Below are 14862 nucleotides of genomic sequence, written 5' to 3'. Positions count from 1 at the left end.
CAGGTCTTGATTTTTGATATAATGACAGCATGGAAACTATTTTTTTTATCGTCATTGCTTATCTAATGGGCTCCATTCCGGCTGGACTCTGGATTGGTAAAATTTTCTACCACAAGAATATTCGCGAATATGGCAGTGGAAATACTGGGACGACCAATACCTTCCGCGTGCTAGGAAAAACAGCTGGCACAGTTACCTTTCTGATTGATATGCTCAAGGGTACCCTGGCTGTCCTTCTGCCTATCTGGTGTGGGGCAACTACTATTTCTCCCCTTATCATCGGTTTCTTCGCCGTTCTAGGACATACTTTCCCTATCTTTGCCGGCTTCAAGGGAGGTAAAGCTGTCGCTACCAGCGCTGGGGTCCTCTTGGGCTTCACCCCCCTTTATTGCCTCTTTTTGCTGGCCATTTTCTTCACAATCCTCTTCTTAACCAGTATGATTTCTTTTTCAAGTATCGCTGTTTCTTTACTCGGACTGGTGACTCTCTTCACTTTTCCTGCTATCCATTTTATCCTACCGAGCTACGACTGGCTCTTTACTCTGGTCGTCTCTTGTCTAGCCTTGATTATTATTACGCGGCACAAGGATAATATGGTGCGCATTAGAAATAAGGAAGAAAGTTTAGTTCCCTTCGGGTTGAATTTGACCCACCAACACCCTAAAAAATAAGCCTAGTATTAGCCAGCCAATTTATTGCAAAAAGGGCATCCAGCAAGGATGTCCTTTTTATTTATTCTACTTATTTACGTCTACGAACTCGCAAGTGATCTGCAACGGCACCAGCTGCAATGATAGTCACACCAACCACGCTGACCAAAATTTCGTTAAAGCGATTATTCGTAGCAACATCAGTTCTTGTTCCACTAGGACGCGAACTGGCCTCTAGGTTGGAATCGGCTGGACCAGTTCCTGATTGCCCGCCAGAACTTGAACCTGAACCAGCAGCATTGCCAGTAGCTGGAGAGCTAACATCTGGCAGATCAACCTTACCAGAAGCTGGTTTATTATCCTCTATAGCAGCATCATCTGATTGAGACTTTGAATCATCCTTAGCCTTTTTTAAGTCATCAAGAGTCTTACTGATCTCCAGCTGTTTATCCATTTCTTTGATAGTATCGGAAATAGAATCAGCTTTGGACTGAGCAAGGTCTTTATCGGTCTTATTTTTATCAGGCAACCCTGTTGAACCTGCTATTCCGTCCTTTTTTGGAATGGAAAGTTGATTGCTTGGATCAGGTTTCCTGTGTGAGCCACGACTTGGTGCAGGCTGAGGCTTTTTTCGAACACGATCGGAGCGTCTAATATGCCGCTTAATCCAATCCTTGTCATAGTAATGAGTTGCAGAAATGGAAATTACTCGATCATTGGGAGTAACTTCCTTATACTGTGACAAATCTACATCTGATTTGAGATAATCTGCAAAGACTTGATCCATAGATGGTCCTTCTTCGCGAGGGCCGCCCAGCATGCTATAATTATCTCCACCAGCAGCTAAGAAATCATTGGTAGCTAAATAGTAGTTTTTTGTCAAGTCCAACGCCAGATAGTTATCGCTCTCTGGATCCCAGATTTGGATGCCTAGGATACGTTGATCAGCTGCTAAATTGGTATCATAATAAACACGAACACCCGCTACTTGTAAGAATCCGCCACTGGGTTCTAATAGAGGATTATCAGCTTCATCTAAGATTGGCTGCCCTGAAGGATTCAGCTGAGTGATTGAGCCGAGTGAAGTCTTGAACATATCAAGGATATCCTGACCAGTTACCTCAATTTGAGCCACACTGTTACCAAAAGGCAGAACCGCTGTGATATCTCCTTTGGTAATTGGCTGGCCTTGCTTAATGGTCTCCCGCAGTCCCCCGCCGTTGGTGACTGCTAAATTAGACTTGTGCTTAAAACCTGTTTGACCGTAAGCCAAAAGCGAGTCAGCAACCGCATCGCCAAGATTAGTTTGTCGCACTCGAACATTCATACGATCGCCATTTAATTCAACAGGGCTGTTTTCTCTAACAACCTTTGAACTTTCTGCCTGATATTTAGCCTGAATTTTTTCAAGCAAACCAGCAACAGTTGGATCAGGTGTAACAGTCATCGCTTGCTCAGATGTGATAACACCTGCAGATAGAACACGCTCAGAATTTAACGTGATATGTCCAATATTATTGAGATAGCTGCCAGTTTGATTATAGGTAACATTCCCATCATTTAGTTGCAAAACTGTGTGAGAATGCCCATCAATCAAGATGACATTTTTACCCTTTAACAATTTATTGCTGGCTAAGGTGTGAGCTAAGCTATCGCCCCGCCATTCTTTTTTGGTTGTTGCATCAACACCAAGGTGACTTAAAATGACATAATTGTGATACTGCTTTCCTTCTGCCCGAGCCTGAGCCTCAGTTTGAGCAATAACATTATTAACTTCCGTTATTGGATCAGCAAAAGTTACCCCTTTAATGTTATTAGGATGAGTTTTGGTAGCTGTCTCAGGCGTTGTAACTCCAATAACAACAAATTCATCGCCATCTTGATTCGGAGTTTTATCAATAATCGTTGACGGCGCAAAGAGTCGGGCACCATTAACATAGATATTGGAACTGATGATAGGAAACTGCAACTTCTCCTTGAGACGTTTCAGCTGGTAAAGGCCGAAATCAAATTCATGATTCCCTACCGTCATGGCATCATAGCCGATAGCATTCATAACATCAGCCATCGCCTCTCCCTGACTGCTGTTGGAAATTGGTAAGCCTTGAAAGGCGTCTCCTGCATCAAAAACAAGCGTTTCACCCTGCTGGCGAGATTTTTTTACAATACTAGCTAGCTTGGCATCGCCAATGACACCATTCTTATTATCTTCGACCAGTCGTCCGTGGACATCATTAGTATGAATAATTGTGATGTCCGAGCCAGACTTTGACGCAGTTTCAACAGCTGTTTCTGTAGCGCTAGCTTTGGGGGTGATTGGAGTTTCTTGTTCTTGCTTATTTTGATTGTTCGCCTCAGAAGCTAGGAGGTCAGTTGTTAGATTTTTTTCATTCGAATTGGCCGCAATCGTCTTTTCAGAGGTTGCCTCCGGTCCGGTCGCAGGTTCTTCAACGCCTGTTGCTTGTCCCGAATTTGTCAACTGGATAGAGTCCGCCTGAGTATCTGCCTGTTTAGCAGCATTTGCCTCGTCAGCATACACTTTATTGGATAAAATTGCCGTCGAGAATAAGAGGGCAGATAAGGTTGGGATTAAGATTGTTTGCTTGCGCATGAAGAACTCCAAAATAAATTTATTACTACTCATTATACAATAAATAGTAATAAATTTAAATGAGACTGTTCAGAAAAAATAACTTTTTAAGTTAGAAAAAGACTAGATGATGCTTACAACTCCTAGTCTTTTCACGATTATGCTTGATAAATAATTTGACCAGCGCAGATAGTATACTTAACCGCGCCCTTTAGAGTCTCTCCAATAAAGGGCGAATTTGAGGCCTTGGAAGCGAACTGATCCGAAATCAGACGATCTTCCTTATCCGCAAATATAAGGATGTCGGCTGGGCCATTTTCAGCCAGATAGCCAGCATCAAAATCATACATAGCTGCTGGATTGCTAGTCATCTTGGCCAAAAAGTCCATGAGACTCAAATCACCAGTCTCTACTAAATTCGTTAATCCCAACGAAAGCGAGGTTTCCAGCCCAGTCATACCTGAGGGTGCCTTGGTCATATCTTCAACGTTTTTTTCCTCCTTATGATGAGGAGCGTGATCAGTAGCAATGACAGAAATAACACCTGATTTAAGTCCTTCAATCACAGCTAGGCGGTCGCTTTCCGTCCTCAGAGGTGGATTCATTTTAGCTAGAGCCCCTTTGACCAAAAGTAGATCCTCGGTCTTAGAGAAGTGCTGGGGTGCCGCTTCTGCTGTTACAGGAGCCCCCAGTTCTTGGGCAAATTTAACAACTTGGACAGATTCAGCTTTTGATAAGTGCTGGATGTGCAAATGAGCCTGAACAGCATGAGCAATCATGGCATCACGCGCAATCATGCTATATTCAGCCACACCCGTTGCTCCGCAAAAACCAAATTCCTTACGGGCAATAGTTTCGTTGAACCCAAGAATACCATTAAGTTCCGGATCTTCTTCATGCAGAGCAATGAAAGTATTATTCTCCTTAGCCAATTCTAGGGCTTCTTTGACTAGCTTGCTGCTTTGCAGAGGAATCCCATCATCCGAGAAAGAAACAGCTCCTGCCTCTAGGAGAGCTTTAAAATCTGTCAAATTCTGCCCGTCAAAATTTTTGGTAACCGTAGCGTTGGTGTAGATATGAATGTTCTCCTTAGCCGCACTAGCCAAAACTTCCTTAAGGGTAGGGATATCTGAAATAGTTGGATTGGTATTGGCCATCATAACCACTGTCGTTACCCCTCCTGCTGCTGCAGCTAGAGCTCCTGTATGAATATCTTCTTTATGAGTTTGTCCGGGTTCGCGGAAGTGAACGTGAATATCAACTAATCCTGGAGCCACCACTAGACCACTCGCATCAATAACCTGTGCATCTGCTACGTCAATAGTTTCAGCTATTTTGACAATTTTATCGCCATCCACCAAGATATCACAAATCTTATCGAATTGCGTTTTGGGATCCATCACTCGGCCATTTTTAATTAATAACATGCTTTATGTCCTCCTTTTCATCGGAGCCAGTCTACCGGCTCAATTCCATCTGCCCTCAAAAACTCGTTAGCTCTCGAAAACGGCTGCGAGCCAAAGAAACCACGATTAGCTGACAGCGGACTAGGATGAGGAGATTCAATAATATGGTGGATGGGATTGCTAATCAAGGCCTTCTTCCTGCGAGCAAAGCCTCCCCAGAGGATAAAGACAACGGGATTGTCCTGTTCGTTGACGACCTTGATAATCGCATCTGTAAAGGGCTCCCAAATCTGTCCTTGGTGACCGTTAGCTTGGCCAGCTGGTACTGTCAAGCAAGCATTGAGCAAGAGTACACCTTGCTTAGCCCAAGGCGTCAAGTCATGATGGTCACGCTGACCAATATCCTGTGCTAACTCTTTGAGAATATTCTGCAGAGACGGCGGGGCTGGGATAGCCTCAGGTACCGAAAACGACAGGCCCTGAGCCTGCTTGGGACCATGGTAAGGATCCTGACCAATAATAACCACTTTAACCTTTTCCAGAGGCGTCGTTTGAATGGCATTAAAAACTTTTTCCCGCGGCGGATAGACGACGCCTTGGGCGTAAACCTGATCCATAAAGGCATTGATTTTCCCAAAATAATGTTCGGGTAACTGAGCTTTAATCAGCTCATGCCAACTTGAATGTTCCATAGGGCAGCATCCTTTCTTAGCTCAGAATCAGACTTTACCGATCAAATCAATCTCAGCTTCGGCCAAGATATGACCTTCAACTGCATGCATCAGCTCATTAAGGTAAAACCCATGATCAAGTGCAAGCTCAGTATCCAAAGCATAAACTTTTAGAGTATAAAGGTGATCTTTATCTGGCGGGTAAGGTCCGATGTAATTATCTTCAATAGCCGAAAAATCTGTTGATAAAAATTTGCTGACAAGGCTGTTTTTACCATGGAGATGCTGGCTGTCCGTTCGGGAAAAATCTGCCTCAATCACAGTTTTAGCAGCAGGGACATTAGCGACTATCCAATGAATGTAAGCAAAACCGCAGACTGGAATCGAATCGTAGTCAACAAAAGACCAAGCAAAGGTCTTAGTGCCCGCAGGTACATCTTCTATGGAAAAAGGGAAGGATACAATGGCATTCCCCAATTCAAGTTCACCAGTATGTTTACTGTAACGATCTGGAATAATTTTATTTTCAAAAGGAACTGTAATTTTCATCATTAACCTCCTAACGTGTTAAACGGCTGCTTTCCAGTACCATAGCCTCAAGTTCAGGTTCGCTCAGCTCAGTTTCATTGACTAAAACGCTGAGCCAGTGTTTTTTATTCATGTGATAAGCTGGGATAACGCCCTTGGTATCCATCATCATCTCTACCTGTTCGGGTTGGAGTTTGAGGTTGAGCAGGAGTTTTCCGTCTTTTCTGTGTCACCAGCGCCAGCATTTTTTGATTGCGGCGATGCCGAATGACTGGTGTATCCTTACTTTTCTCACGTGTAAAGGGATAAGCCTCTTCAGCTCCAGTCAGATCGACCAGCCAATCCAGCAGTTCCCGCTTGGTGAAATTGCCAAAAGCCATTGGAACCTCCTATTAATTTTCTCTTTCTTACAGCGACAGAATCAATCCCGCCAAGTTTCTTGATTCTCTTTGAATTTTTTCAGCAGTTGCAGACCGTCAGCGTTGATATAACCTTGAACCTTGGCTACTTTGATGAGTTCAGAATAGTTGGATAGGGTTACCAATTTCACCCCTGCATCAGCAAAGTTCTTATCAGCCTTGGGTAGTTCATAGGTGAAAATAGCTGCGACACCAAGGACATCAGCTCCTTCGCGCTCCGCAGCTGCGACAGCTTCCAATACAGAGCCGCCCGTTGAAATCAGATCTTCGATAATGACCATCTTTTCCCCCTTAGCAACCCGGCCTTCGATTTGGTTTCCCGCACCATGGTCTTTGGGTTTGCTGCGGATATAAGCAAATGGCAGATTCATCTTATCTGCAATGATGGCCCCGTGAGGAATCCCAGCTGTCGCTGTCCCAGCAATCACTTCAACTTCTGGAAATTCTTCCTTGATTTTTTCAACAAAGCCATTTTCAATCAAGCTGCGGGTTTCAGGATAGGAAAGGGTGATGCGGTTGTCTGTATAGATTGGGGATTTGATGCCTGAAGCCCAAGTGAATGGCTCCTCAGGTTTCAGGTAAACCGCCTTGATATCTAGTAAATCTGATGCAATTTGTGATGCTAATGTCATAAAGTTTCTCCGTTCTAAATTGGGGATTAGGTTAGTTTGTAAGTTTTAGGCTTGAGCATTCCACTCAGCTTTAATAGCTTGATAGGCTGCGACAGGCTCCTCAGCTTGAGTAACAGGCCGTCCAACCACGATGTAGTCAGAACCAATTCTGTAAGCATCAGCTGGAGTCATCACCCGTTTTTGGTCACCGACAGCCGAGCCCGCTGGACGAATACCTGGGGTCAAGCATATAAAGTCCTCAGAAGTTACTGTCTTAATTTTAGCTACTTCATGAGCTGAGCAGACCACGCCGTCTAAACCAGCCTCTTGCGTCTTTTGGGCATAATGCAAGACCGACTCTTCCAGACTGGTCTGAATATTTTGAAAGTCTCTCATCTGCTCCTCAGATGTAGACGTCAGCTGAGTCACAGCAATCAATTTAGGACCCCTTCCTAAACCTTCTCTGGCAGCTTTCATCATTTCGACGCCACCAGCCGCATGGACATTAGTCATATCCACACCAAGCTTGGCTAAAACTGCCATGGCAGACTTGACCGTATTGGGAATATCATGCAATTTTAAATCCAAAAAGACGGAATGTCCCAGTGATTTGACATAGGAAACAACCTCAGGACCTGCCCCGTAGTAAAGTTCCATACCAATCTTGACATAGAGTTTTTCTTCCCGAGGGAAACAGTCTAAAAATTCTTTGACCGCTTCGAAGGAAGGAAAGTCGAGGGCGACGATAGGGCGTGATTCTCTCATAACTGTTTTGAATGTCCTTTCTATTGATAGATAAATGGGAGACTTATTTGACAGCAAATTTCTACCTTGCAATAATCACCAATAATCTTGCAGAATCTCGTTTTTACTTTCGTGCAAACTGAGTCCAGAGTGTGGCTTTTACGGTCAACTATCTCAACTAACGTCATAGAAAAAACCTTGCCAAAGAGGCAAGGTATGACAAAATCAGGGCAATCCTCACCCCTAATATCGTGATTCCCTTGCTAGCCTCTCTGGACTGAACTTAAAGGTTTATTATTGGTTCTATTGTAACTTACAGGTGCTGAACTGTCAATCAAATGCTGTAAGAGGTACAGCAGTATAGAGTACTTCTCTACAGACTTGATAATCAGCCGTTAGAAAATTTATAAGATTTTCCGAACTTCTTTTCTTAGCTCTTCCAAACTCTCAATACTGTACTTATCCATAACCTTGGGTAGGTCAGCGATAATATTGGGGCAGGCAAAGGGGGCGGTGAAATTAGCTGTACCGACACCAATTGCTGAGGCTCCGGCTATCATCATTTCAATAGCTGCTTCAGCACTGTCAACCCCGCCCATGCCAATAATAGGAAGACTGGAGCTCTGGGCAACCTGACGAATCAATTTTAAGGCGACTGGGAAGACTGCTGGACCACTCATGCCGCCTGTTCCGTTGGCAATGATAGGTTTTCGGCTTTGCAAGTCAAAGCGCATGCCCACTAGAGTGTTAATCATAGTAAAGCCGGTGGCACCAGCATCTTCAACCGCTTTGGCTACCTGCGTAATATCAGCGACGCTAGGTGTTAATTTAACATAGACTGGGACTTGGGAGGTTTCGACGGCAGCTTTAGTTGCCGCATAAGCCAATTCAGGAACCTGACCAATCAGAAGGCCAGCATTACCGTGGTCGACATTGGGACAAGAGATATTAAGCTCAATCGCTTTAACATTTGGCGCCTGTGAAATCCTTCCAGCAACATAGGCATACTCCTCATTAGAAAAGCCAGCAACATTAGCGATAATGGGCAAATCAGGATAATGCTCCTGCAGCCAAGGAAGTTTCTCAGCTAAAACAGCATCAACACCGGGATTTTGGAGCCCGATAGCATTGAGCATGCCAGACGGTGTTTCAGCAACACGCGGGGTGGGATTGCCAAAGCGTGCTTCCTTCGTCGTTGCCTTAATCATAATAGAGCCCAACTTATCAAGATCGTAATACTTGGCGTATTCCTGACCAAAGCCAAAGCAGCCAGAGGCTGGGATAATAGGATTTTTCAATTCTAAGCCCGGCAAGGAAACCGCTAAACGATTTTCAGTCATAGTAACCTCCTAGAGTACAACACTACCTGTTTCAAAGACAGGTCCATCCTCACAAACTCGCTTATTGGCAGCTTCGGACTTGTCTTTAAGATGAACGACACAGGCATAGCAAGCTCCCATCCCGCAAGCCATCCTTTCTTCTAAGGACATGTAAGCATGAGGGTGATCGGCAAATTTCTTATCAACATATTTGAGCATCCCCGGTGCTCCACAGGAATAGATAGCTGCAAAATCGTCGGCCAGTTCATCAACAACCGTTGAGACATAGCCTTTGATCCCATAAGAGCCATCATCCGTAGTAATCACTACCTTGGCGACTCGCTGCATTTCTTCTTCTAAAATGACCGCAGCTTTATGGGCAAAGCCTAAAACAGCTGTCACTTCTACTCCCTTTTGTGCCAGAGCCTTGGCGGTTGCATAAAGCGGCGGAACACCGATACCTCCGCCGATAAGGAGGACTTTGTCACCTTGATTGACCACCGATAGGTCAAAACCATTTCCCTGAGGCCCCATAGTGTCTACAAAATCACCAGATTTTAAATGGGACAAGAGTTCTGTCCCCATACCCTGAATCCGATAAATTATGCTAACCTGCTGAGTTTCTTGGTCAATTTCACAGATAGAAATCGGCCGCCGTAAAAGCTTACTAGGATCGGGCACCCGCAGATGAAGAAATTGTCCTTCTTTCATTTCATGAACCATTTGTCCAGTCAGCACCATCTTAAAAATATGAGGAGCAATCTCAACCTGACTGACTACTTTGAGGTTTTCTTTGAGAATAGCTGGCTTTTCTTGTACTTGCATAAGCTGTCCTTTCTAACAAAAAGACCTCACCCAGAGGGCAAGGTCGCACAAATAGGGGCAGAAAACTACAATCTTCAGCCTTTATCGGTTCCTTTTTAGCCTCTCTGGACTGTTTTAAAGGTCATAAATTTTACTTTGTAGATTGATCTGTCAAGACCTCATAAGGGCGTTCATATTCTTCCTTGAGAGCTGCACTAGCAACCTGCAAACTGCCAAAGAGATCAACTAAGATGCCAAAAGACTTAGCTCGGTCCTGATCTAAGAGATTATAGAAAAATGGTTGAGCAACAGCTACTTCTTCCAAGAAGGCCAGCTGTGACAGCCAGTCTCCCACAACATCCAATGAACTATTCATCAGGCGAAAAGATGGCTCATCATACCAAGACAGGGCCTGAACCTTTTCCTCTTGACGTTTAAGTGGCCGGCAGGCTTCCAAAATCTTGTCAATTTCTGGCTTAATCAAAACCGTTTCAACCGAGAATTCCAAGAGTGATGGCTCGTGCTGAATCATACTTAATTCGGTTTCAAACAAATGCAGGTAATGCCGAGTAACGGCTAGTTTGTGCAACAGTTGTTGATAATCTTGCAGGATTTGCTCCATAGTTACTTCCCTTACTTCTTATTTTTCTCTATTCTACCATAAAATGGTAGCAAAATTAAGCCTCAGGTCCTCAGTTGGACTATTAAAAAACAGGCTTGCGAGCCCGTTTTCCTTATTTCAAAACTTTTTGTGTCTTAGCATAATTAGCTTCGACTGCTTCTTTTTCAGCTTGCCACCAATCTTTATGCTCAGTATACCATTTGATGGTATCTTCTAACCCTTCTTCAAAGTTGGTGAATTGCGGTTCCCAGCCAAGCTCTTGGCGGAGTTTGGTAGAGTCAATGGCATAGCGTAAATCATGTCCCGCACGATCTGTTACGTGGTCATAGGCATCTTTTGGCTGCCCCATCTTTTCAAGGATGAGTTCCAGAACCTCCTTGTTGTTCTTTTCACCATCAGCACCGATGAGATAAGTTTCACCGATACGGCCTTTAGTGAGAATAGCCCAAACACCAGTTGAATGGTCATTGGTGTGAATCCAGTCACGCACGTTTTTACCTTCACCATAAAGTTTGGGTCTAATACCAGACAGGATATTGGTAATTTGACGTGGAATGAACTTCTCAATATGTTGGTAAGGACCATAGTTGTTTGAACAGTTTGAAATAGTTGCCTTAACACCAAATGAGCGCACCCATGCCTTGACAATCAAGTCAGACGCTGCCTTGGTTGATGAATAAGGCGATGATGGGTTGTACTTAGTTTCAGCTGTGAATTTCTCACCTTCGCCTTCACCATGACCTGGCAAATCTTCACGAAGCGGAAGATCGCCATAAACTTCGTCAGTAGAGACATGGTGGAAACGAATGTCGTATTTACGAGCAGCTTCCAAAAGCGTGTAGGTCCCGACAAAGTTTGTATAAATAAATGGTGATGGGTCTTTAAGTGAATTGTCATTGTGGCTTTCAGCTGCATAGTGGACAATGGCATCTGCTTTAGCGGCCAATTTATCTACCAATTCAGCGTCAGCAATATCTCCAACAACCAACTCCACACGGTCGCCAAGAATTTCTTCAAGGTTAGCGCGGTTACCAGCGTAAGTGAGTTTGTCAAGGACAGTCACATGGACATCTGGGTGGTTGTTATAAACATAGTGTACGAAATTAGAACCGATGAAACCAGCACCGCCGGTTACGATAATATTTTTGTATTCAGACATGATTATTCCTTTTTGCTTTTTCTTTTTTGACAGTTTCCTTAGGGAAGAGGACGTTATGAACTAAATCTAAAAGTGCCTATGAAATTTACCTTGTCAACTTCGTTGCTAAAGGCTTTCAAGTCACTCTATAAACTGGATTTCATTGACTCGATTCTGAAATTTCAGTTTCAGAATCGCCCATATTTTCACCACGGCGGAAACTGTCGATTAGCGGCTCACTTTGTTCGCCTTATACCCACCTTAGCAAACAGTATATGGCTCGCTTACTCGGTACGACCTTTCTTTGATTTCAAGAGAGTCTATTCCCTATAAGAGAAAATGGTCAGGCTTCCCCCTTACAAATCTTCAGCTTTCAATGGCTTCACATCTTTGAGCATTGGGTGGTTTTTATCTGCCTCTGAGACTTCTGCCTCTTCAAGGTTTTCCCATTTAATACCTAGGCTTGGATCTGCATAGTTAACAAAGGCATATTTGGGTTTAAGTTCTAAAGCCCAGTAATCATTAACCAAGTAGCTGTAAGAAACCTTGTCAGATAGGACTTGAAAGCCATTAGCAACGCCGCGGGGAACAAAGATGCCTTTGGAAGCGTCAATAATGGTTTGATAGACATGGCCGAAGCTATCGCCTTCCCGTAAATCAACCCAAGAGCCTAGAACTTTACCTTCATCAGCTACTGAGATATATTTATCCCAAGGTTCAGCATGAAGTCCTCGCAGAACATTTTTACGAGAGAAAGAAACATTGTTTTGGAGTTTTCCTTCTGCAAAAAAACTTTCTGGAAAACCAAGCGGCAGCATCTTTTCTTTTTGAAAATTTTCCTTAAACCAACCACGGTTATCTCCATGAACGGGGATATCAAATTCAATCATGCCAGGAATGGCATCAATGTTACGAGCAGCGAGTTCTTTTTCAAAAAATCTTTCTGTCATTATGCTTCTCCAATCAAACGAAGCAAGTATTGTCCGTATTCATTTTTCTTGAGAGGTTGTGCGAGTTCACGCACCTGCTCTCTGGTGATATACCCCATACGATAAGCAATCTCTTCAAGGTTAGCCACTTGTAAGTTTTGCATCCGTTGAACGGTTTCGATGTACTGGGCAGCCTCTAGCAAACTTTCGTGAGTCCCAGTATCCAACCAAGCAAAACCGCGTTCCATAACTTCAACCGATAAATCACCACGATCGAGATAGGCCTTGTTGACATCGGTAATTTCCAATTCACCCCGAGGACTGGGCTTAATATTTTTGGCAATCTCGATGACATCATTATCATAGAAATAAAGACCTGTTACAGCATAATGAGACTTAGGATACTCAGGCTTTTCTTCGATGGAAATGGCATTCATATCGTCATCAAACTCAACAACCCCAAAGCGTTCTGGATCTTTGACTTGATAACCGAAGACGGTTGCCCCCTTTTCCTTGCTGGCAGCCTTTTGTAACATTCGGCTGAGACCTGGACCATAGTAAATATTGTCCCCTAAAATCAGAGCCACATTGTCATCGCCGATAAATTCTTCACCGATGATAAAAGCCTGAGCCAGACCATCTGGACTGGGCTGTTCGGCATAAGACAGGTTAATGCCAAATTCAGAACCATCTTGAAGCAATTCCTTGAAACGAGGCAAATCTTGCGGTGTCGAAATGATTAAGATGTCCTTAATTCCCGCCAACATCAAAGTAGAGAGAGGGTAATAAATCATGGGTTTATCGTAAACAGGCATAAGCTGCTTTGAAGCCGCACGGGTCAATGGATAGAGGCGAGTCCCAGACCCACCTGCAAGAATAATACCTTTCATAGGAAAAGCTTCCTTTCACAATTTGTCTGTTAAAATTATACCATAAGCCCTTTCAAATGTCAGTAAAAATAAGGGATCGGACAAAGCAAGTTCTGGTCAATTCCCAGACTTATACTTGAGTGAATTTAGTGTCTATCGGCTACAAATCCTGTATCATAGCTATAGCCTGAAACTATAGCTGCTTTATGTTAGAATAGGTGTATGCGAATTCAACAATTACATTATATTATCAAAATCGTCGAAACCGGCAGTATGAATGAAGCTGCCAAACAGCTCTACATCACCCAACCCAGTCTCTCAAATGCCGTGAGAGACTTGGAGAGAGAGATGAACATTAAGATTTTTAACCGAAATCCTAAAGGGATTACCCTGACTCAGGATGGTATGGAGTTTCTCTCCTATGCTCGTCAGGTTGTGGAGCAGACTAATCTCATGGAAGAACGCTATAAGAGCAAAGACCATAATCGCGAGCTTTTTAGTGTCTCAGCCCAGCACTATGCTTTTGTTGTCAATGCTTTCGTCTCCTTGCTCAAAGGAGCAGATATGAGCCAGTATGAGCTTTTTCTGCGAGAAACTCGGACTTATGAAATCATTGACGATGTTAAGAACTTCCGCTCAGAAATCGGAGTCCTCTTTCTTAACAGCTACAACCGCGATGTCCTAACCAAGATGTTTGATGACAATCACCTAACCTATACCAACCTCTTTGTCGCTCAACCTCATATCTTTGTCAGCAAGTCCAATCCTTTAGCCAACAAAAAATCAGTCAGCCTCAGTGACCTTGAAGATTTTCCTTATCTCAGCTACGAACAAGGACTGCACAACTCCTTCTACTTCTCAGAAGAGATTATGTCGCAGATTCCTCATAAAAAATCCATTGTCGTTTCCGATCGGGCAACGCTCTTTAATCTCCTGATTGGTCTGGATGGCTATACTATTGCGACTGGTATTCTTAACAGTAATCTCAACGGGGACGATATTGTCTCTATTCCACTAGAAGTTGATGATCAAATTGATATCGTTTACCTCAAACACGAAAAGGCCAACCTATCCAAAATGGGTGAACGTTTTATTGACTATCTGCTCGAGGAAGTGAAATTTGATTAAACTAGGGAGCCGATAGGCCTCACCAAGGAAAATAGAAAATCGGGTTTGGAGTTTAAGTGCTCCAAACCCGATTTGTCTTTTTCCACAAGGATGTAGGTGTGCTCGATAAAAAAAATTCTCATGGGCTTAATGCATATTTGCTCATAATGAGGCTTGACTGAGACAAAAGTTCTGCCCTGTGTTAACTTTATCCCTTGCCTTGCAGATGATAGGTCAAACAGTCTGGAAAACTGTTTGAGAAAATCAATATCAATTGTACGGATGACCACTTCTTCACCCTAAAAGTGCTGTAATCTCTGCTGAAGATCATATATAAAAAAGAAAGTGGCAGAGACCTGAGCCTTAAAATGGGAGAGCGAGGAAAATCAAAATCGTGATTTTATCACGATTTACTGATTTTTATACGTAATCTTCAGAGATTACAATGCTTTGTG

14 protein-coding genes and 1 pseudogene are annotated in these 14862 nt (G+C 43.4%); 2 read left to right on the top strand and 13 right to left on the bottom strand.

Going from position 1 to position 14862, the window contains the following annotated elements:
* The first annotated feature begins 29 nt into the window (after positions 1–29).
* Positions 30–671 (top strand): glycerol-3-phosphate 1-O-acyltransferase PlsY, encoded by a 642-nt coding sequence (plsY, locus tag G7Y32_RS02955; RefSeq protein ID WP_165210396.1) that lies wholly within the window; start codon positions 30–32, stop codon positions 669–671.
* A gap of 70 nt (positions 672–741) precedes the next feature.
* On the opposite strand, the gene G7Y32_RS02950 is transcribed toward plsY, so the two are convergent.
* The 13 genes and pseudogenes from G7Y32_RS02950 to rfbA form a co-directional block, all read right to left on the bottom strand.
* Positions 742–3261: a 5'-nucleotidase C-terminal domain-containing protein gene (locus G7Y32_RS02950; RefSeq protein ID WP_165210393.1), complete on the bottom strand. Its 2520-nt coding sequence runs from the start codon at positions 3259–3261 to the stop codon at positions 742–744.
* A 137-nt stretch (positions 3262–3398) separates the two neighbouring features.
* Entirely contained in the window at positions 3399–4667 is a 1269-nt protein-coding gene (locus tag G7Y32_RS02945; protein ID WP_165210390.1) for a dihydroorotase, read from the bottom strand.
* 17 nt (positions 4668–4684) lie between these two features.
* Positions 4685–5338 (bottom strand): uracil-DNA glycosylase, encoded by a 654-nt coding sequence (locus tag G7Y32_RS02940; RefSeq protein ID WP_165210387.1) that lies wholly within the window; start codon positions 5336–5338, stop codon positions 4685–4687.
* 27 nt (positions 5339–5365) lie between these two features.
* Positions 5366–5866, bottom strand: coding sequence for a YbhB/YbcL family Raf kinase inhibitor-like protein (locus G7Y32_RS02935; protein ID WP_165210555.1), 501 nt, complete (start codon positions 5864–5866; stop codon positions 5366–5368).
* Positions 5867–5876: 10 nt separating this feature from the next.
* Positions 5877–6225, bottom strand: a pseudogene (locus G7Y32_RS02930) (MmcQ/YjbR family DNA-binding protein).
* 41 nt (positions 6226–6266) lie between these two features.
* Positions 6267–6896: an orotate phosphoribosyltransferase gene (gene pyrE, locus G7Y32_RS02925; RefSeq protein WP_165210384.1), complete on the bottom strand. Its 630-nt coding sequence runs from the start codon at positions 6894–6896 to the stop codon at positions 6267–6269.
* 45 nt (positions 6897–6941) lie between these two features.
* The gene (pyrF, locus tag G7Y32_RS02920) at positions 6942–7640 is read right to left on the bottom strand and encodes an orotidine-5'-phosphate decarboxylase (protein ID WP_165210381.1); all 699 of its coding nucleotides are present in this window, start codon (positions 7638–7640) and stop codon (positions 6942–6944) included.
* A gap of 383 nt (positions 7641–8023) precedes the next feature.
* Positions 8024–8959: a dihydroorotate dehydrogenase gene (locus tag G7Y32_RS02915; protein WP_165210378.1), complete on the bottom strand. Its 936-nt coding sequence runs from the start codon at positions 8957–8959 to the stop codon at positions 8024–8026.
* A 9-nt stretch (positions 8960–8968) separates the two neighbouring features.
* Entirely contained in the window at positions 8969–9763 is a 795-nt protein-coding gene (locus G7Y32_RS02910; RefSeq protein WP_165210375.1) for a dihydroorotate dehydrogenase electron transfer subunit, read from the bottom strand.
* Between the two features lie 130 nt (positions 9764–9893).
* A complete protein-coding gene (locus G7Y32_RS02905; RefSeq protein WP_165210372.1) occupies positions 9894–10364 on the bottom strand; it encodes a hypothetical protein in 471 nt (156 codons plus the stop codon).
* Positions 10365–10476: 112 nt separating this feature from the next.
* Positions 10477–11523 carry a dTDP-glucose 4,6-dehydratase gene (gene rfbB / locus G7Y32_RS02900; RefSeq protein ID WP_165210369.1) on the bottom strand — a complete coding sequence of 349 codons (1047 nt, stop codon included), beginning with the start codon at positions 11521–11523 and terminating at the stop codon, positions 10477–10479.
* Positions 11524–11858: 335 nt separating this feature from the next.
* On the bottom strand, positions 11859–12452 hold the full coding sequence (locus G7Y32_RS02895) for a dTDP-4-dehydrorhamnose 3,5-epimerase family protein (RefSeq protein ID WP_165210366.1): 594 nt from the start codon (positions 12450–12452) through the stop codon (positions 11859–11861).
* On the bottom strand, positions 12452–13321 hold the full coding sequence (rfbA, locus tag G7Y32_RS02890; RefSeq protein WP_165210363.1) for a glucose-1-phosphate thymidylyltransferase RfbA: 870 nt from the start codon (positions 13319–13321) through the stop codon (positions 12452–12454). The genes G7Y32_RS02895 and rfbA overlap by 1 nt, the downstream gene beginning before the upstream one ends.
* 201 nt (positions 13322–13522) lie before the next feature.
* Between rfbA and G7Y32_RS02885 the strand changes: the two genes are divergently transcribed.
* Positions 13523–14428 (top strand): LysR family transcriptional regulator, encoded by a 906-nt coding sequence (locus G7Y32_RS02885; RefSeq protein ID WP_165210360.1) that lies wholly within the window; start codon positions 13523–13525, stop codon positions 14426–14428.
* Positions 14429–14862 lie beyond the last annotated feature (434 nt).

This window comes from Streptococcus tangpeifui, assembly GCF_011038795.1.
Taxonomy (GTDB): Bacteria; Bacillota; Bacilli; order Lactobacillales; family Streptococcaceae; genus Streptococcus; species Streptococcus tangpeifui.
The sequence above is the reverse complement of the archived record's forward strand: the minus strand, read 5'-3'. Positions and strand labels throughout refer to the sequence as shown.